This is a genomic window from Nocardia sp. NPDC050718 (assembly GCF_040654235.1).
In the GTDB taxonomy this organism is placed as follows: Bacteria; Actinomycetota; Actinomycetes; order Mycobacteriales; family Mycobacteriaceae; genus Nocardia.
Genome location: NZ_JBFAHQ010000006.1, coordinates 124,767 through 141,289 on the forward strand (window position 1 = coordinate 124,767; position 16,523 = coordinate 141,289).

The 16,523-nt window shown below is 70.5% G+C and carries 16 protein-coding genes; 11 read left to right on the forward strand and 5 right to left on the reverse strand.

The genetic code is table 11. The features are described 5' to 3' along the window. Nucleotides 1-2 precede the first annotated feature (2 nt). The 4 genes from AB0H54_RS26185 to AB0H54_RS26200 all read left to right on the forward strand — a co-directional run bounded on the left by AB0H54_RS26185 (nucleotide 3) and on the right by AB0H54_RS26200 (nucleotide 4,770). Complete coding sequence (locus AB0H54_RS26185; RefSeq protein ID WP_357348677.1) at nucleotides 3-716, forward strand: GntR family transcriptional regulator; 714 nt, start codon at nucleotides 3-5, stop codon at nucleotides 714-716. A gap of 129 nt (nucleotides 717-845) precedes the next feature. Beyond that, complete coding sequence (locus AB0H54_RS26190; protein ID WP_357348679.1) at nucleotides 846-2,345, forward strand: aldehyde dehydrogenase; 1,500 nt, start codon at nucleotides 846-848, stop codon at nucleotides 2,343-2,345. 301 nt (nucleotides 2,346-2,646) lie between these two features. Then, complete coding sequence (locus AB0H54_RS26195; RefSeq protein WP_357348681.1) at nucleotides 2,647-3,786, forward strand: beta-propeller fold lactonase family protein; 1,140 nt, start codon at nucleotides 2,647-2,649, stop codon at nucleotides 3,784-3,786. Nucleotides 3,787-3,876: 90 nt separating this feature from the next. Further along, nucleotides 3,877-4,770 carry a CoA ester lyase gene (locus AB0H54_RS26200; RefSeq protein ID WP_357348683.1) on the forward strand — a complete coding sequence of 298 codons (894 nt, stop codon included), beginning with the start codon at nucleotides 3,877-3,879 and terminating at the stop codon, nucleotides 4,768-4,770. A gap of 58 nt (nucleotides 4,771-4,828) precedes the next feature. Here the strand turns inward: AB0H54_RS26200 and AB0H54_RS26205 are convergent, their stop codons facing one another. From AB0H54_RS26205 to AB0H54_RS26225, 5 genes are read right to left on the reverse strand one after another with little or no spacing between them, the layout of a single operon-like run. After that, nucleotides 4,829-5,281, reverse strand: a complete 453-nt coding sequence (locus AB0H54_RS26205) for a MaoC family dehydratase (RefSeq protein WP_357348685.1) — start codon at nucleotides 5,279-5,281, stop codon at nucleotides 4,829-4,831. Further along, nucleotides 5,278-6,156 carry a MaoC family dehydratase N-terminal domain-containing protein gene (locus AB0H54_RS26210; protein ID WP_357348686.1) on the reverse strand — a complete coding sequence of 293 codons (879 nt, stop codon included), beginning with the start codon at nucleotides 6,154-6,156 and terminating at the stop codon, nucleotides 5,278-5,280. The genes AB0H54_RS26205 and AB0H54_RS26210 overlap by 4 nt, the downstream gene beginning before the upstream one ends. Further along, a complete protein-coding gene (gene fabG, locus AB0H54_RS26215; protein WP_357348688.1) occupies nucleotides 6,153-6,899 on the reverse strand; it encodes a 3-oxoacyl-ACP reductase FabG in 747 nt (248 codons plus the stop codon). Before fabG ends, AB0H54_RS26210 begins: the two co-directional genes overlap by 4 nt. After that, complete coding sequence (locus AB0H54_RS26220; RefSeq protein WP_357348690.1) at nucleotides 6,896-7,810, reverse strand: CoA ester lyase; 915 nt, start codon at nucleotides 7,808-7,810, stop codon at nucleotides 6,896-6,898. The genes fabG and AB0H54_RS26220 overlap by 4 nt, the downstream gene beginning before the upstream one ends. Further along, nucleotides 7,807-8,970 carry an acyl-CoA dehydrogenase family protein gene (locus AB0H54_RS26225; RefSeq protein ID WP_357348692.1) on the reverse strand — a complete coding sequence of 388 codons (1,164 nt, stop codon included), beginning with the start codon at nucleotides 8,968-8,970 and terminating at the stop codon, nucleotides 7,807-7,809. The genes AB0H54_RS26220 and AB0H54_RS26225 overlap by 4 nt, the downstream gene beginning before the upstream one ends. 124 nt (nucleotides 8,971-9,094) lie before the next feature. Here AB0H54_RS26225 and AB0H54_RS26230 point away from each other — a divergent pair, with 124 nt between their 5' ends. Genes AB0H54_RS26230 through AB0H54_RS26260 form a run of 7 tightly spaced genes read left to right on the forward strand, consistent with a single transcriptional unit; the run spans nucleotide 9,095 to nucleotide 16,515 of the window. Then, complete coding sequence (locus tag AB0H54_RS26230) at nucleotides 9,095-9,556, forward strand: MaoC family dehydratase (protein WP_357348694.1); 462 nt, start codon at nucleotides 9,095-9,097, stop codon at nucleotides 9,554-9,556. 36 nt (nucleotides 9,557-9,592) lie between these two features. Next, a complete protein-coding gene (locus AB0H54_RS26235) occupies nucleotides 9,593-11,545 on the forward strand; it encodes an AMP-binding protein (RefSeq protein WP_357348696.1) in 1,953 nt (650 codons plus the stop codon). A 3-nt stretch (nucleotides 11,546-11,548) separates the two neighbouring features. Next, nucleotides 11,549-12,718 carry an acyl-CoA dehydrogenase family protein gene (locus tag AB0H54_RS26240; protein ID WP_357348698.1) on the forward strand — a complete coding sequence of 390 codons (1,170 nt, stop codon included), beginning with the start codon at nucleotides 11,549-11,551 and terminating at the stop codon, nucleotides 12,716-12,718. A 15-nt stretch (nucleotides 12,719-12,733) separates the two neighbouring features. Then, on the forward strand, nucleotides 12,734-13,891 hold the full coding sequence (locus AB0H54_RS26245; RefSeq protein ID WP_357348700.1) for a CaiB/BaiF CoA-transferase family protein: 1,158 nt from the start codon (nucleotides 12,734-12,736) through the stop codon (nucleotides 13,889-13,891). 11 nt (nucleotides 13,892-13,902) lie between these two features. Beyond that, nucleotides 13,903-14,694, forward strand: coding sequence for an enoyl-CoA hydratase/isomerase family protein (locus AB0H54_RS26250; RefSeq protein ID WP_357349092.1), 792 nt, complete (start codon nucleotides 13,903-13,905; stop codon nucleotides 14,692-14,694). Beyond that, nucleotides 14,691-15,857 (forward strand): CaiB/BaiF CoA-transferase family protein, encoded by a 1,167-nt coding sequence (locus AB0H54_RS26255; protein WP_357348702.1) that lies wholly within the window; start codon nucleotides 14,691-14,693, stop codon nucleotides 15,855-15,857. Before AB0H54_RS26250 ends, AB0H54_RS26255 begins: the two co-directional genes overlap by 4 nt. After that, nucleotides 15,850-16,515: a GntR family transcriptional regulator gene (locus AB0H54_RS26260; protein ID WP_357348704.1), complete on the forward strand. Its 666-nt coding sequence runs from the start codon at nucleotides 15,850-15,852 to the stop codon at nucleotides 16,513-16,515. Before AB0H54_RS26255 ends, AB0H54_RS26260 begins: the two co-directional genes overlap by 8 nt. The last annotated feature ends 8 nt before the right edge of the window (nucleotides 16,516-16,523 follow it).

The following is a 16,523-nucleotide window of genomic DNA, read 5'->3' on the forward strand; positions in this document are numbered from 1 at the left end:
CCATGGAGACCACTGTGCAGGGTCTGCCGCGCAGCGCGGGCAGGCAGCGTCATCAGCTCTCGGAGGACGTCGCGACCTATGTGCGCGAGCTGATCATCTCCGGCCGGGTGCGGCCGGGGGAGTTCCTGCGGATCGAACCGGTCGCGGAGGCCGTCGGAGTCAGCAATACGCCGGTGCGGGAGGGGCTGCTGCTGCTCAGCGGCGAGGGCTTCGTCGAGCTGGTGCCGCGCCGTGGCTTCATGGTCTCGGAATTCACCAAACAGGATGTGCACGACCTGTTCTGGGCCCAGGCGACGATGGCGGGGGAGCTGGCGAGCCGCGCCGCGAAATCGATCTCGGTGGCCGAACTCGACCGGCTCGCCGGGGTGGTGGCGGCGCACGCGCGCGCCGCCGAGGTCGAGGCCGACGAGGACCTCGTCGTCTACGGCCACGAGTTCCATCGCTCGGTGAACCTGGCCGCGAACTCCCGGCGGTTGGCGACCCTGCTCGGCACGGTCGTCAAGCAGCTGCCGAACCGCTTCTACATCAGCATCGAAGGCCACCGCGAGGACACGCTGCGCGATCACCCCGCGATCCTCGAGGCGCTGCGGCAACGCCGGGCCAAGGCGGCGGGCTCGCTGATGCGCGATCACATCATGTCCAGCGCCGACGAGCTGATCGCCATGTTGGAGAAGCAGGGCATGTGGTCGGTGGACGCCCACAAGTCCACCGCCTGACCGGCGGGTCACCGCGGCCACCGACGCTCGACCGGTGCGCCCATGGATTCTGAATGCAAAATATAGTATATATAATTGAGCGTTGCGTGCGTCACAGTGGCGTGGCGACTTCAGATCCGAAGGGTTTTCATGACGAAGTCAGTGGTGGCCGGTGTGCTGCCCGAACATCCCGAGGCGTCCTACATCGATGGCGACTGGATCCCGGTGTCCACGTCCGAGGTCTTCGATGTGGTGAACTGCAGTACCGAGGAGGTCGTGACGACGGTCGGCGCGGCGGGCGTCGACGACGTGGACGCGGCCGTGACGGCGGCCCGCCGGGCGTTCGACCAGGGGCCGTGGCCGCTGCTGTCGCCCGCCGAACGCGCGGGCTACCTGCGCGCGATCGCCGCGGAACTGACCGCGCGCGGTGACGATTTCGCCCGGCTGTGGTCCATCGAGTCCGGCATCGCCTACTCGCTGGCCAAGACCCGCCTGCCGCTGTTCCTGAATGGGGCGTTCAACGCCTACGCCGACCTCGCCGAGACGTTCGAGTTCCGGGAGGCGCACACCCCCGCGGCGGGCGGTGCGGGTCTGCTCGTGCGCGAGCCGGTGGGCGTGGTCGCGGCGATCGTGCCGTGGAACGGTCCGGCCGGGCTGATGGCCTACAAGTGCGCCCCCGCGCTGCTGGCGGGCTGCACGGTGGTGCTCAAGCCGCCGCAGGAGGCGCCGACCTCGGCGTACCTGTTCGCCGAGATCTGTGCGAAGGTCGGGCTGCCCGCGGGCGTGCTCAATGTGGTGACGGCCGATCGCGCGGTATCGGAGTCGCTGGTCCGCCATCCCGGCGTCGACAAGGTGACCTTCACCGGTTCCACCGTCGCCGGCCGGGCGATCGGCGCCATTTGCGCCGACCGGATGGCCCGGTGCACCCTCGAGCTGGGCGGCAAGTCGCCCGCCCTGATCCTGGACGACTACGACCTCGGGACCGCGGCGAAGGTGCTGGCCGGAGGCATCAGCTACCTGGCCGGGCAGGTGTGTCACAGCCTGACGCGCGTCATCGTCAGCGAGCGGCGTCACGACGAGCTCGCCGAAGCGCTCGGCGCGGCGATGAGCGCGGTGCGCGTGGGTGATCCGTTCGACGAGACCGTCACCATGGGTCCGCTCGCCTCGGCGCGTCAGCGTGAACGGGTCGAGGGCTACATCGCGGCGGGAAAGTCGTCGGGTGCCCGGCTGGTCACCGGTGGCGGCCGCCCGGCGCATCTGGACCGCGGCTTCTTCGTCGAGCCGACGGTCTTCGCGAATGTCGACAACCGGTCGGTGATCGCGACGGAGGAGATCTTCGGTCCGGTCCTGGCCGTCATCGCGGCGAAGGACGAGGACGACGCGATCGCCCTGGCCAACGACAACCCCTACGGCCTCAACGCCGCGGTGTTCACCGACGACGCCGACCGCGCCTACCGGGTAGCGCGCAGACTGCGCACCGGCACGGTGGGGCACAACGGCCCGCGCACCGACTTCTCCATCGCCTTCGGCGGCTTCAAACTGTCCGGCGTCGGCCGTGAGGGCGGCACGGAGGGGCTGCTGCCGTTCCTGGAGACCAAGACCCTGGTGCTCGAGCAGCCGCCGACCGATGCCTCGGGCTTCGGCAACTGACACTGTCCGCACCCGGTATTCTCGGCACCCGATATCGGAGGGGATTGCCGCGAAAAGGCCCCGTCGACCCAGGTCGGCGGGGCCTTTTCGCGTCGTCGCGGCGAAAGGGAAAATCGCTGTTCCCGAATTGCGATGAATGTCCACATTGTTGGACATTCGGGCGGCGGAGTCCTGTTTACGCTCGCAAAGGGAAAGGGGCACAAGGCAATCACTCCCTTTTCCAGTTCATCGGCGCATGTCGCGCGCGTTCTATTCGGCCGGGGGAGCAGTGGTGCCCGTCCGGCGGCTGGAGGTTGTACAGATGTTCCGCAGCAAGCGTTTTCGTCCGCGGCGGTGGGCCGCGGGTCTGGCGGTCGTGCTCGCCCTCGGGTCGGGTGCCGGGCTGGATTCCGCGGTCGCACTGGCGGATTCGGGTGCGCGGTACCTGGTGATCACCGGCGCCGGGTCGTCGAACATCAGCGTGCTCGGTCTCGATCGCCTCGGCACCCTGTCGAAGGTGGCGGGGTCGCCGTTCGCCTCCGGCACCGGCGCGCTGTCGGTGACGATCACCCCGGACGGGCGGAAGGTCTACACGGCGAACACGGTGTCGGGGACGGTCGAGGGATTCCACCTCGGCACCGACGGCACGCTCACCCCGATCGCCGACGCCCACCTCGACCTGGGTGGCCCCGGCGTCGGCGTGCTTGCGTCGCCGGACGGGCGAACGGTATTCGTGACCACCGGCGTGGCGACGAACGAGATCCGCTCCTACGCGATCACCGGTTCGGGCGGGCTCGTGCCCACCGGGGCGGCGCCGGTGCGGATTCCGGGGGTCAGCGGGCTGAGTATGCCGGCGATCACGCCCGACGGCAGGTTCCTGTTCACCGCGGGCTGGCTCGAGGCGACGGTCTTCAGCTACGCGATCGGCCCCAACGGCGCGCTGACGCAGGTGGACTCGGTGCCGGCCGGGTTGATGTCGACGTTGCCCGGCGTCAGTCCGGACGGCCGCTTCCTGTACACCAGCAACGAGGCCGACGGCAGCATGTCGGGCTACGCGATCGGGGCCGACGGCAGGCTGACGCCGATTCCCGGGTCACCCTTCCGCACCGGCCTGATGCCGCTGCCGCACGGTGCGATGTTCACCGCCGACAGCAAGCGCCTGTACATCGCCGAGGCGATGGCCGGTGACGTCGCCGGTTTCCGGATCGCCGACAACGGCGCGCTGAGCCCGCTGCCCGGTTCGCCATACCCGGCGCCGGCGGGGACGCTGCCGGGCCGGGTGCTGGTGGATTCGGTGTCGGAGCGGGTGTTCCTGATCGACACGCTCACCCTTCAGGGCACCTCGCGGGTACACACCTACGCGATGGCGGCCGACGGATCGCTGTCGCGTACCGGGGCGCCGTCCGTCGACACCGGTCTGCTCTTCTCCGACGGTCCCGACGCGTTCGTGGCCACGCAGTGACGTTCGCGGCGAACCCTTCGCTTGAGGGAATATTACATATATTATATTCAGGAAGGATCTGAAACTGCACTCGCCAAGGGAGGCACCCCGATGAAACCGTACCGCTCGATGCTCTTCGTCCCAGGTCACAAGGCCGCCTGGGCGGACAAGGGCGTCGCCTCCGGTGCCGACGCGCTCATCCTCGACCTGGAGGACTCGGTCCCCGCCGCCGAGAAGATCGAGGCGAGGGCGACGGTCGCGGCCACGATCGACCGTCTCACCGGCGTCGGTGTGCGCCCCGACCTGTGGGTCAGGGCCAATCCGGAGGTGAGCGGCCTGCTCGGCGGCGACCTCGAGGCCGTCGTGCGGCCCGGCCTGGCCGGCCTGTTCCTGGCCAAGGTCTTCACCGCCGACGAGATCGTCCGCCTGGACGCGGTGCTCGGCCACATCGAGCAGCGCGAGGGCATCGAGGTCGGCACGGTGCGGCTGATCGTCTCCTACGAGACCGCGACGTCGATGGCGCACTGCGAGGAGATCGCGGCGGCCAGCCCGCGGGTCGCCTCGCTGCTCGGCGCCACCGGCCCGAACGCCGATGTCGGCCGGGAACTCGGCTTCGAGTTCACCCCCGGTGGGCTCGAGACGCTGTACCTGCGCAGCCGGATCATCCTGGCGGCGCGCTCGAACGGGCTGCACCACCCGGTCGCGGGCGTGTGGCAGGACATCAAGGATCTCGACGGCGCGCGGCGCTTCTGCCTGGACAACCGCCAGCTGGGTTACCGCGGACTGGTGGCCATCCACCCGTCGCACGTGGCGATCGCCAACGAGGTGTTCTCCCCGTCGCCGGAGACGGTCGACTTCTACCGGCGCATGATCGAGGCATACAAGGAGGCCGAGGCCGCCGGTAGCTCCGCGGTGGACTTCGAGGGCCAGCACATCGATCTCGCCCACGCGAAGACCGCGGAGGGTGTCATCGCCTTGGCGGACGCGTTGTCGGCCAACGCGTAGGGACCGACAGCGAAACGGGGGGTGGCCGCGGCCACCCCCCGTTCTTCGTATGTGTGGGTCAGTCGACGATCAGCACGACCGTCTCGGCGACACAGGCCGGTTTGGCCTCGCCGCCGTCGAGCACGTACTTCGCGGTCACCAGCGCCCCGGCCGGGGACTCGGTGACGTCGGTGATCGTGACGGTGGCGCGCAGTTGCGACCCCGCGCGCAGCGGTGCCGGGAAGCGAACCTTGTTGACGCCGTAGTTGACCCGGGCCGCGCCGAAGGCGAAGTCCAGCAGTTCGGGCCGGAAGTGCGAGACCAGCGACAGCGTGAGGTAGCCGTGCGCGATGGTGCCGCCGTAGGGCCCGTCGGCGGCGCGCTCGGGGTCGACATGGATCCACTGCTCGTCGTCGGTCACGGCGGCGAAGGCGGCGATCCTGGTCTGGTCGACGAGAAACGGCGTGCTCGGGCCGATCGGTGCGCCGATCGCGGCGCGAACATCGTCGAGCGTGCGGAAGACGCGGGTCACGAGATCTCCTGATGGACGGTGAGGTCGACGGTGGCGTTCGGTCCGGCGGATTCGCCACCGGGACCGAACAATTCGAGCGCAACGCCGTCCGGCACGGTGGTGGCGAGCAGCCGCGCGGGCTGACCGCAGAACAGCGGCGCCCGGCCCCGGTGCCGGAGCTCGCGCACCGGTGCCCCACCCCGCAGCCGATGGACCTCGGCCAGCGCGATGGCCTGGAGGGGGCCGTGCACGACGAGTCCCGGATAGCCCTCCACGCCGGTGGCGTAGGGCCAGTCGTAGTGGATGCGATGGGCATTCGCGGTGGCCGCGGAGAACCGGGCCAGCAGCGACGGATCTGTCCGCAGCTCCCAGGCGTCGTCCGCGGTCCGGTGCAGCGGCGCCCCGGGAACGACGTCCGCGGCCGGAACGGCGGCGGGCTCGGCGGGCGGCGGTGCCGCCTCGCGGTAGATCAGGTTCTGCGACTCCTCGATCGCGAGGGCGCCGGTGTGGTCGAACAACCGGATCTGGACGTCGACCACGACCAGCGCGCCCGAGCGGCCGTTCTTCTCGGTCACCGAGACCACCTCCGCCTCGCGCCGGACCCTGCCGCCGACGAGAAGCGGTGCGTGGAAACGGATCTCACCACCGGCGAACATCCGCCGTGGCAGGGCGACCGGCGGCAGGAACGAGCCGCGGCGCGGGTGCCCGTCGGCGCCGAGGACGCCCGAGGCGGCCCAGCGCGGCAGGGCGACCCAGTGCCACAGCGGCGGGAGCGGGTCGCCCGGCTCCGGGGTGGGCAGTCCGTCGTCGAGCAGCGCGGCGAGCGCGGCGACGGGGGCCGGGTCGAGGAGTTCGGTGCTGGTCTCGAGGTGCGGTTCCCAGGCGGACTCGGTCACATGAACCGCCCGCCGGTCACCTCGAGCACGGTGCCGGTCATGTACGAGGACAGGTCCGAGGCGAGAAACAGTGCCACCGAGGCGATCTCGTCGACCTCGCCGGCGCGGCCCAGCGGGATCTCGCCCATCTTCTGGTCCCACACCTTCTGCGGCATGGCCTCGGTCATCGCCGTGCGGATCAGCCCGGGCTGGATCGCGTTGACCCGGACACCCAGGTGCGCGAGCTCCTTCGCGGCGGCCTTGGACAGGCCGACGATGCCCGCCTTGGCCGCGGAGTAGTTGGTCTGGCCGGGCAGGCCGATCTTGCCCGAGAGCGAGGACATGTTGACGATGGCGCCGCTGCCGCGTTCGCGCATCACCGCGCCCGCCAGCCGGGTGCCGTTCCAGGTGCCTTTGAGGTGCACGTTGATGACCTGGTCGAAGTCGTCCTCGGTCATCTTGCGCATGGTCGCGTCGCGGGTGATGCCCGCGTTGTTGATCATCACGTCGACAGGGGAGAAGGACTCCGCCGCGGCGTCGAGCAGCGCCTGGACGTCCGCGGCGCTGGTGACGTCGCAGCGCACGCCCCGCGCCACGGCCGCGCCGCCCAGCTTCTCGGCGGCAGCCTCGGCCGCGGCGCCGTCGATGTCACCGACGACGACGCGGGCGCCCTCGGCGATGAACCGCTCGGCGATGGCGTAGCCGATCCCCTGGGCGGCACCGGTGACGACGGCGGTCTTGTCGGCGAGCAGTGGTCCGGTCATGGCAGTTCCTTACTGTCGGTGGTGGTGTCGAGCTGCGCCAGGATGCGGCGGGCGCGGTCGACCACGGGCTTGTCGACCATGGTGCCGTCGACGACGGCGACCCCCGAGGTCTCGGTGGTCGCTTCGAGAATCTTTCTCGCCCAAGCCTGTTCGTGCGCGGTGGGCCGGAACGCGGTCGTGACCGGTTCGAGCTGGCGCGGATGGATGCAGAGCTTGCCCGCGAAGCCGAGACGGCGGCCGTAGCCGGCGTCGTCGTGGACGAGGTCGGCGTCGTCGACCACCCCGGTGACGCCGTCGATCGGACCGGGCAGCCCGGCCGCGGCGGACGCCAGGACCACCGTGTGCCGGGTGCCCGCCAGTGCGTCGCGGTCGGCGGGATCGACACCGATCTCGGCGGCGAGATCGAAGGTGCCGATCGCGAGCCGGTCCACCCCGGCGGTGGCCGCGACGGCCGCGGCATGCACAACGCCCGCGGCGGTTTCGATCAGGGCGATCAGCGGCGCGGGGGTGTCGATTTCGCCGAGCGGCGAGGCCGGGTGGGCGCTTCCGCGGTCGGCTCGCCCGGCGGTGAGGGTCGCGATAACCGCCGGGAGAACGCCGATCTCGGCCTTGGGCAGCATCACCGCGCAGTGCAACGGTGCCAGCGCCGCCAGATCGTCGTCGTGCCAGCGGGTTCCGGCCGCGTTGATCCGGACGGCGCATTCGTTGCCCGCCGCGATCCAGGCGACGGCGTTGTCGCGCGCGGCGTCTTTGGCCTCGGGCGCGACGGCGTCCTCCAGATCGAGGACGACCAGACCCGGGTTCGCCGCGGTGGCCTTGGCGAAGCGTTCGGGACGATCGGCGGGGACGAACAGCAGGGTGGCGGCCGAGCGGACCCGGGTCGCCAGGTCGACGGCGGTACTCGTCCTCACGCGCGCTTCTTCGCTTCGCGCACGAGCCCGCCGCCGATGATCAGGCGCTGGATCTCACTGGTGCCCTCGTAGAGGCGCAGCAGCCGCACGTCGCGATAGATGTGCTCGACGGTGACCTCGCGCATGTAGCCGCTGCCGCCGTGGATCTGCACGGCGTTGTCGGCGACCCGGCCGACCATCTCGGTGCAGAACAGCTTGGCCACCGAGGGGGAGATCCGGCGATCCTCGCCGGAGACGTACTTGGCCGCGGCGTCGCGCACCAGCGCGCGACCGGCCATGACGCCTGTCTGCATGTCGGCCAGCATGGCCTGGACCAGCTGGAAGTCGCCGATCGGGGTGCCGCCCTGGGTCACGGTCGCAGCGTAGGCGACCGATTCGTCGAGCGCGCGCTGCGCGGTGCCGACGGCCAGCGCGGCGATGTGCACGCGACCGCGTGAGAGCGAGGCCATCGCCGCCTTGTAGCCGACGTCCTCCGCGCCGCCGACGAGCGCGTCGGCGGGCACCCGGACATCGGTGAAGGTGACATCGGCGGTCCAGGCGCCCTCCTGGCCCATCTTCTTGTCCTTGGGGCCGACGAGCACGCCCGGCGTGTCGGCGGGCACCAGGAAGACCGCGATGCCGGGGCCGTCCGGGCCGGGCTCGGCGGTGCGGGCGAAGGTGACGAACAGATCCGCGAGCGGGGCGTTGGTGATGAAGCGCTTCTGGCCGTCGATGACCCAGTCGTCACCGTCACGCCGTGCGCGCGTGCGCAATCCGGCCGGGTTGGACCCGGCGCCGGGCTCGGTGAGCGCGAAGGAGGCCAGCACCTCGCCCGCGGCGATCCGCTCGAGCCACTGCTTCTTCTGCTCGTCGGTGCCGTAGTTCACCAGCACCTGGCCGGCGATGCCGTTGTTCGTGCCGAACAGCGAGCGCAGCGACAGCGAGGTGTAGCCGAACTCCATCGCCAGTTCGACGTCCTGGGTGAGGTCGACGCCGAGCCCGCCCCACTCCTGCGGGATGGCGTAGCCGAACAGGCCCAGCTCCGCCGCGGCCTGGCGGATGTCGTCCGGGATGGCGTCGGTGTCGAGGATCTCCTGCTCGCGGGGCACCACCTTGGTGCGGATGAACGTGCGGACATGGGCCAGGATCGGCGCGAAGTCCTCGGCACTGAGTTCGGACACTCTCGGCTCCTTCTCACGGAATCTAGATATAATATATGATGATATAATATACGATAACCGGCGAGAGGGAGCTACGATCACTCCGTCGGTTCTCAGTACATAATATATTTGAAGGGATGTGCACATGCCGGGCCTGTACTTCGAGGAGCTCGAACCCGGGTTGGTCATCGATCACCCGACCCGCCGCACGGTCACCGAGGCCGACAACACCTTCTTCAGCGTCATGACGCTGAACCTGGCGCCACTGCACCTCGACGCCGAGTACAGCAAGAACTCCATCTACGGGCAGCGTCTGGTGAACAGCCTGTTCATCCTCGGTCTGGTCTCGGGCATCACCGTCCCGGAGACCACGCAGGGCACCACCCTGGGCAACCTGGGCTTCGAGCAGATCAAGTTCCCCAAGCCGGTCTTCCACGGCGACACCATCCATGTGCGGACCGAGATCGAGGCGCGCCGGGAATCCAAGAGCCGCAACGATTCCGGAATCGTGACGTTCCGCCATCTGGGCATCAACCAGCGCGACGAGATCGTCTGTGACGCGCTGCGGGTGGGCCTGATGATGAAGCGCCCGGCCGAGCAGGCCTGACCCCCGCCGACGCACCATCAACGAGGAGGACACGTCATGGTGGACGTTGCGTCCGTCGCCGGGCCCGCGTGGGTTCCGGACGAGCGGATACGTGAGCGCAGCAGGCTGCTCGCGGCGATGCGCGCCTGGGAGCTGGGCGCCGACGCCGCCGCGGTGGCCGAGCTGAACCAGCGCGCGATCGAGGATCCCGAATGGTTCTGGCGGGCCGCGGTGGCCGACCTCGGGGTCGACTTCACCGCGCCGTTCGAGCGGGTGCTCGACGACACGGACGGCAAGCCGTTCCCGCGCTGGTTCCCGGGCGGGCGGATCAATATCGCCCAGCTCACGGCGCACCGGCACGCAGAAGGTGCGGCCGCGGACCGGACCGCCGTCGTCTACGAGGGCGACGAGGGCCTGCGCCGGACGCTGACGTTCGCCGAGCTCGACGCCGAGGTCCGGCGCTTCGCCGCCAACCTCACCGCGCTGGGTGTGCGGCGCGGCGACCGGGTGGTGCTGTTCATGCCGGTGGTGCCCGAAGCGGCGGTGGCGTTCCTGGCCGTCGCCATGATCGGCGCTGTCTCGGTGCCCACGTTCAGCGGGTATGCCCCCGACGCGCTCGCCACCCGCCTGCAGGATTCGGAGGCGGTGCTGCTGGTGACCGCCGACGGCACGACCCGGCGCGGCAAGCGGGTCGAGCTCAAAGCCACCGCGGACGCGGCGCTGGAGTCGGCTCCGACGGTCCGCTCGGTGGTGGTCGTCCGGCACCTGGGCACCGAGGTGCCGATGCGGTCGGGCCGCGATGTCTACTACGACGAGCTCGACGCCGATCCCGCGCCGGTGCCCACCGCCGACACCGAGGCCAACGATCCGCTGACGATCGTCTACACCTCCGGCACCACCGGCCGTCCCAAGGGCATCGTCCACTCGCACGGCGGTTTCGCCGTGAAGACCGCGGTCGACTTCGCCTACGGCTTCGATGTGCACGCCGGGGACGTGGTCTCCTGGATCACCGATCTGGGCTGGCTCGTCGGCCCCATGCTGATGACCGGACCGCTGCAGCTCGGCGCCACCATCGTGATGATCGAGGGCCTGCCGACGCACCCGACCGCGAACCGGATGTGGGAGATCGTCGAGCGCAACGGCGTCACCGTCGCCGGCATCGCGCCCACCGCGGCGCGGGCACTCAAGGCAGCGGGCACCGTCGCGCCCGAGATGCCCAGCCTGCGCACCTTCGTCTCCACCGGCGAGGCGTGGGACGAGCCCACCTGGTGGTGGCTGTTCGAGGAGATCGGCGGCAAGCGGCGCCCGATCGTCAACTACAGCGGCGGCACCGAGGTCGGCGGCGGCATCCTGATCGGCTATCCGTTCCTGCCCGCCGAGGCGGCCGCGTTCACCGGCGCGCTGCCGGGCGTCGACGCGGCGGTGTTCGGTGAGGACGGCACACCGGTCGCCGGTGACATCGGCGAACTGGTGGTGCGCAACACCTTCCCCGGCATGACCCACGCGTTCTGGCAGGACCGCGACCGCTACCTCGAGACCTACTGGAACCAGTGGGACGGGGTCTGGGTGCACGGCGACCTGGCCAGCGTCGACGACACGGGGATGTGGCGCATCCACGGCCGCTCCGACGACACCATCAAACTGTCCGGCCGCCGGGTCGGGCCCGCCGAGATCGAAGCCGCGCTGCTGCGTGACGGCCGGATCGCCGAGGTCGCCGTGATCGGCGTCCCCGACGAACTGCGCGGACAGCGCGCGGTGGCCTTCGCGGTGCTGCGGGCCGCGGGGGAGACCCCGGAAGACCTGCAGGACACCGCGACCGGCAACGCCGGGCGCTCGTTCGCCCCGGCGGTCGTCGTCGTGGCGACGCTGCCCAAGACCAAGAACGGAAAGATCATGCGCCGGGCCATTCGGGCCCGGTACCTCGGGGCGCCGACCGGAGACATGTCCTCCCTCGACCCCGCCACCCCTCTCGAAGCGATCCCCGTGTCCGCGGGCGACGAACAGGAGTAGTACATGACCGCCGCTACCGGCACCGACGACAACGTCGAAGTCGTCCGTCAGGCGACGCGTGAGCTCGCCCGCAAGTTCGACAACAACTACTGGTTGGAGAAGGACAACAAGCACGAATACCCCTGGGAGTTCGTGAAGGCCTTCGCCGCGGGTGGCTGGCTCGGCGCGATGATCCCCGAGGAGTACGGAGGCATCGGCCTCGGGCTCAAGGAAGCCGCCGTGATGCTGGGCGAGATCTCGGCCTCCGGCGCGGGCATGAGCGGTGGCTCGGCGATCCACTTCTACGCCTTCCCGCCCGCCCCGATCGTGAAGTACGGCTCGGAGGCGATGAAGCGCGAGTACCTGCCGCAGCTCGCCTCGGGTGACCTGCTGATGGCCTTCGGCGTCACCGAACCCACCGCGGGCGTGGACACGTCGCGGATCAAGACCAAGGCCACCAAGGTCGACGGCGGCTGGGTGATCAACGGGCAGAAGGTGTTCATCACCAACGCTCAGAACGCGCACAAGATCCTGCTGCTGGCGCGCACCTCGCCGCGCCGCGAGGACAAGCCGCTGTGGGGCATGTCGCTGTTCCTGGCCGACATGGATCGCAGCCGGGTCACCGTGCGCGAGATCGACAAGCTCGGCCGCGCCGCGATCGACACCAACGAGCTGTTCATCGACAACCTCGAGGTGGCCGACGACCGGCTCGTCGGCGAGGTCGACAAGGGCTTCTACTACCTGCTCGACGGTTTGAATCCCGAGCGGATCGTGGTCGGCATGGAGGGCATCGGCCTGGGCCGCGCCGCGCTCGAGATCGGCGCCGAATACGCCAAGAACCGGGTGGTGTTCGACCGTCCGATCGGCCAGAACCAGGCCGTCGCGCATCCGCTGGCCGACTCCTGGATCCGGCTGGAGGCCGCCGAGGGCATGGTCATGCGGGCCGCGGAACTGTTCGACGCGGGGCTGCCGTGCGGTCCGGAAGCGGCCGCCGCCAAGTACCTCGGCGCCGAAGCCGGTTTCGAGGCCTGCGACCGCGCGTTCTCGACGCTGGGCGGCTACGCCTACGCGAAGGAGTACCACATCGAGCGGCTGTGGCGGGAGGTGCGACTGCTGCGCAACGCGCCGTTCTCGCAGGAGATGGTGCGCAACTACATCTCCCAGCAGGTGCTCGGCCTACCCCGGTCCTACTGAGAGGGATTCGCACACATGACGGGACCATTGGCGGGCGTGCGCGTGGTCGTGCTGGCGGGCATGGGGCCGGTGCCCTATGTCTCGATGTTGCTGGCCGACATGGGCGCCGACGTCGTCCGGGTGGTGCGGCCGCCGCACCGCTCGGCGCGGGAACTGAGCCAGACCGTCGGCCTGACCGAGGAGACCGATGTGGTCAATCGCGGTGTCGGGTCGGTGGCGGTGGATCTGAAGGACCCGGCGGGCCGCGCGGCCGTGCTGCGGCTGGCCGAATCGGCCGAGGTGTTCATCGAGGGCTATCGCCCCGGTGTCACCGAGCGGTTGGGGCTGGGTCCGGACGAGGTCACCGCGCGCAATCCCCGCCTGGTCTACGTCCGGCTCACCGGCTACGGCCAGCGCGGGCCGCGGGCGCTGGACGCCGGACACGACATCAACTACGTCGCCCAGTCCGGCGCCCTGCACGCGCTCGCCTCCGCGGGCGGCGCGCCGCGGCCGCCGATCAACCTGCTCGGCGACTACGCGGGCGGCGGCGCGATCGGCGCCTTCGGAATCGCCTGCGCGCTGGTCGAAGCCGGGCGCACCGGCCGGGGCCAGGTGATCGACGCGGCCATGGTCGACGGTGTCGCGGTGCTCACCGCGAAGTTGCAGGGCCTGCGCGCGGCCGGGCTGTATTCCGACGAACCGGGGACGAACTTCCTCGACTCGGGCGCCCCGTTCTACGACACCTACCGGTGCGCCGACGGCCGCTACCTGGCGGTGGGCGCGCTCGAGCCCGACTTCTACCGGCAGTTCCTCGACCGGCTCGGGGTCGACACCACCGACTGGCCAGGCCAGGACGACCGGGCCGAGTGGCCGCGCCTGCGCGAGCTCATCGCCGACGCGGTGGCGCGGCGCACCCGTGACGAGTGGTGGCAGGTCTATCAGGGCACCGACGCCTGCGTGTCGCCGGTGCTCACCTTCGACGAGGCCGCCGAGGACCCGCACAATGTCGAACGTGGCGTGTTCGAACGGGTTTCGGGTGTGCTGCATCCGGCGCCCGCGCCACGGTTCGACCGGACACCCGCCCGGCCGCCGTCGGTGCCGCCCGCCGGGATCGGCGACCTCGACGAGCTCCTCGCGCGGTGGGCGAGGACCGCGACCCCCACCGGCGCCGACGCGGTGTCGGTCAGCGAATGAAAGGACGACACGTGCCCGGCTACGAGGACTTCTCGGCATTGACGATCGACCGCCCGTCCGAGGGCGTGCTGCGCATCGTCCTGGACGGTCCGAACCTGAATTCGGTCGGAGCCGAGGCACATCGGCATCTGGCCGATGTCTGGCCGGTGATCGCGCTCGACGAGAGCGTGCGTGCGGTGCTCATCCGGGGTGCCGGCGAGCGGGCGTTCTCCGCGGGCGGCAGCTTCGACCTGGTCGAGGACATGATCGGCGACTACGCCGCGCGCACCAGGGTCATGCGCGAGGCGCGGGATCTGGTGCGCAACATCATCGAGGTGCCGCAGCCGATCATCTCCGCGATCAACGGCCCGGCCGCGGGCGCTGGCCTGGTGGCGGCGTTGCTGGCCGACATCTCGGTGGCGGGCCGCCGGGCCAAGATCGTGGACGGGCACGTCCGCCTCGGTGTGGCGGCAGGCGACCACGCGGCCATCTGCTGGCCGCTGCTCACCTCGATGGCCAAGGCCAAGTACCACCTGCTCACCAACGAGGTGCTGACCGGCGAGGAGGCCGAGCGCATCGGCATGGTCTCGCTGTGTGTCGACGACGACCAGGTCCAGGACCGGGCGATGGCGATCGCGCAGAAGCTGGCCGCCGGTTCGCGGGCGGGCATCCAGGGCACCAAGATGGCGCTCAACGGCTGGTATCGCCAGGCGATGCCGATCTTCGACGCGTCGCTGGGGCTGGAGTTCTACCACTTCGGCGGCCCCGATGTCGCCGAGGGCGTCGGCTCGCACCGGGAGAAGCGGGAGCCGAAATTCGCATGAGCACCGAACGCGCGCACGGCCCGCTGGCCGGGGTGACGGTGATCGGCCTGGAACAGGCGATCGCCGCCCCGCTGTGCACCCGTCATCTGGCCGATCTCGGCGCCAGGGTGATCAAGGTCGAGCAGCCCGGCTACGGCGACTCGACCCGGCACTACGACACCGTGGTCGGTGGGCTGTCGGCCCACTTCACCTGGCTCAACCACGGCAAGGAATCCGCGGCGCTCGACCTGCGTGAGTCCGCGGACCTCACCTTGCTCGAGCGCATGCTCGAGACCGCGGACGTGCTGGTCAGCAATCTCGGCCCGGGCGCGCTGGACCGCCTCGGGCTCGGCGTCGACGAGCTCGCGCGCCGCTACCCCCGGCTGATCATCGTCGACATCTCCGGCTACGGCCGCGGCGGTCCCCTCGACCACAAGCGCGCCTACGACCTGCTGATCCAGGCCGAGGCCGGTTCGTGCGCGATCACCGGCACCCCGGACCATCCGGCGAAGCCCGGCATCCCGGTGGCCGACATCGGTACCGCGCTGTACTCGTACTCGGCGGTGCTGGCCGCGCTCTACGACCGCGAACGCACCGGGCACGGCGCGATCGTGCCGGTCGCCATGCTCGACGTGGTGTCGGAGATGATGGGCTTCGCGCTCAACCAATTCCTGCACACCGGAACCGAACCCGTGCCGGTGGGCATGGGTTCGCCGATGATCGCGCCCTACGGGTCGTATCCGACCGCGGACGGGCAGGTCGCCGTGCTCGGCACGACCAGCGATCGCGAGTGGCGCAGGCTCACCGAGCTGATGAACCGCCCCGATCTCGCGGCGGACGCGCGCTACGCGCACAACGACGACCGCGTCGCCTGCCGCGCGGAACTCGATGTGGCGGTGGGGAAGTGGTGCGCCGAGCGCACCCTCGCCGAGATCCAGGCCGCCGCCGACGCGGCGGGCATCGGCAATGCCCGGCTCAACGGTGTGCGTGAACTCGCCGAGCACCCGCAACTGCGCGACCGCGGGCGCTGGCGGGAGATCGGCACCCCCTCGGGCCCGGTGCCTGCCCTGCTGCCGCCGGGCACCGCGCTCGGCTGGCCCGCCGTGCACGGATCGGTCCCGGCGCTCGGCGCCGACACCGCCGCGCTCCGCGCCGAGTTCGCGCCCGAGTCCGCCGATGTATGACGGCGCCCCGCGCATCGGGCCCGCGCTGAGCCTGAAGAGCACCGCGGCACAGGAGATCCGGCGACGGATCTTCGCCGGCGAGCTGCGCCCGGGCGACAAGATCGACCAGAGTGAGATCGCCGAGTCGCTCGACATCAGCAAGCTGCCGGTGCGCGAGGCGCTGATCGCCCTCGATGTGGAGGGCGTGGTCGACATGCCGCCGCGGCGCGGGGCCTATGTGGCGCCGATGAGCCGCGACGACGTGCGCGATCACTACTGGCTGCTCGGCGTGGTGTCCGGGCTGGCCGCCGCGCGGGCGGCCAGCCGGATCTCGGCGGCCACCCTGGACCGGCTCGACCTGATCCTGCGCCGGATGGGGGAGTCCGGCGCCAGCGCGGAGCGGGAGGCGCTGAACTTCGCGTTCCATCGAGAGATCAACCGCGCCTCGGGATCTCGCCGCCTGATCTCCGAGCTCAAGGTGCTCGGCAGCGCGGGACCGCACGGCTTCTACGAGACGCACGACGACTGGTCGGAGACCGCCGATCGCGACCACCGCGAGATCGTCGCCGCGCTGCGCGCCCGCTCGGCCCCGCTGGCCAGGCAGGCCACCGAGGAGCATTTCCAGCACGGCGGGAACCGGGCGGTGGAAATGCTCGAGTCCCGCGAGTTCTGGCAGTGATATAATAT

What these genes read in the sequence shown, in the direction of transcription:
- AB0H54_RS26185 (WP_357348677.1), top strand. Translation starts at nt 3, where the DNA reads ATGGAGACCACTGTGCAGGGTCTGCCGCGCAGCGCGGGCAGGCAGCGT.
- AB0H54_RS26190 (WP_357348679.1), top strand. Translation starts at nt 846, where the DNA reads ATGACGAAGTCAGTGGTGGCCGGTGTGCTGCCCGAACATCCCGAGGCG.
- AB0H54_RS26195 (WP_357348681.1), top strand. Translation starts at nt 2,647, where the DNA reads ATGTTCCGCAGCAAGCGTTTTCGTCCGCGGCGGTGGGCCGCGGGTCTG.
- AB0H54_RS26200 (WP_357348683.1), top strand. Translation starts at nt 3,877, where the DNA reads ATGAAACCGTACCGCTCGATGCTCTTCGTCCCAGGTCACAAGGCCGCC.
- fabG (WP_357348688.1), bottom strand. Translation starts at nt 6,899, where the DNA reads ATGACCGGACCACTGCTCGCCGACAAGACCGCCGTCGTCACCGGTGCC.
- AB0H54_RS26230 (WP_357348694.1), top strand. Translation starts at nt 9,095, where the DNA reads ATGCCGGGCCTGTACTTCGAGGAGCTCGAACCCGGGTTGGTCATCGAT.
- AB0H54_RS26235 (WP_357348696.1), top strand. Translation starts at nt 9,593, where the DNA reads ATGGTGGACGTTGCGTCCGTCGCCGGGCCCGCGTGGGTTCCGGACGAG.
- AB0H54_RS26240 (WP_357348698.1), top strand. Translation starts at nt 11,549, where the DNA reads ATGACCGCCGCTACCGGCACCGACGACAACGTCGAAGTCGTCCGTCAG.
- AB0H54_RS26245 (WP_357348700.1), top strand. Translation starts at nt 12,734, where the DNA reads ATGACGGGACCATTGGCGGGCGTGCGCGTGGTCGTGCTGGCGGGCATG.
- AB0H54_RS26255 (WP_357348702.1), top strand. Translation starts at nt 14,691, where the DNA reads ATGAGCACCGAACGCGCGCACGGCCCGCTGGCCGGGGTGACGGTGATC.
- AB0H54_RS26260 (WP_357348704.1), top strand. Translation starts at nt 15,850, where the DNA reads ATGTATGACGGCGCCCCGCGCATCGGGCCCGCGCTGAGCCTGAAGAGC.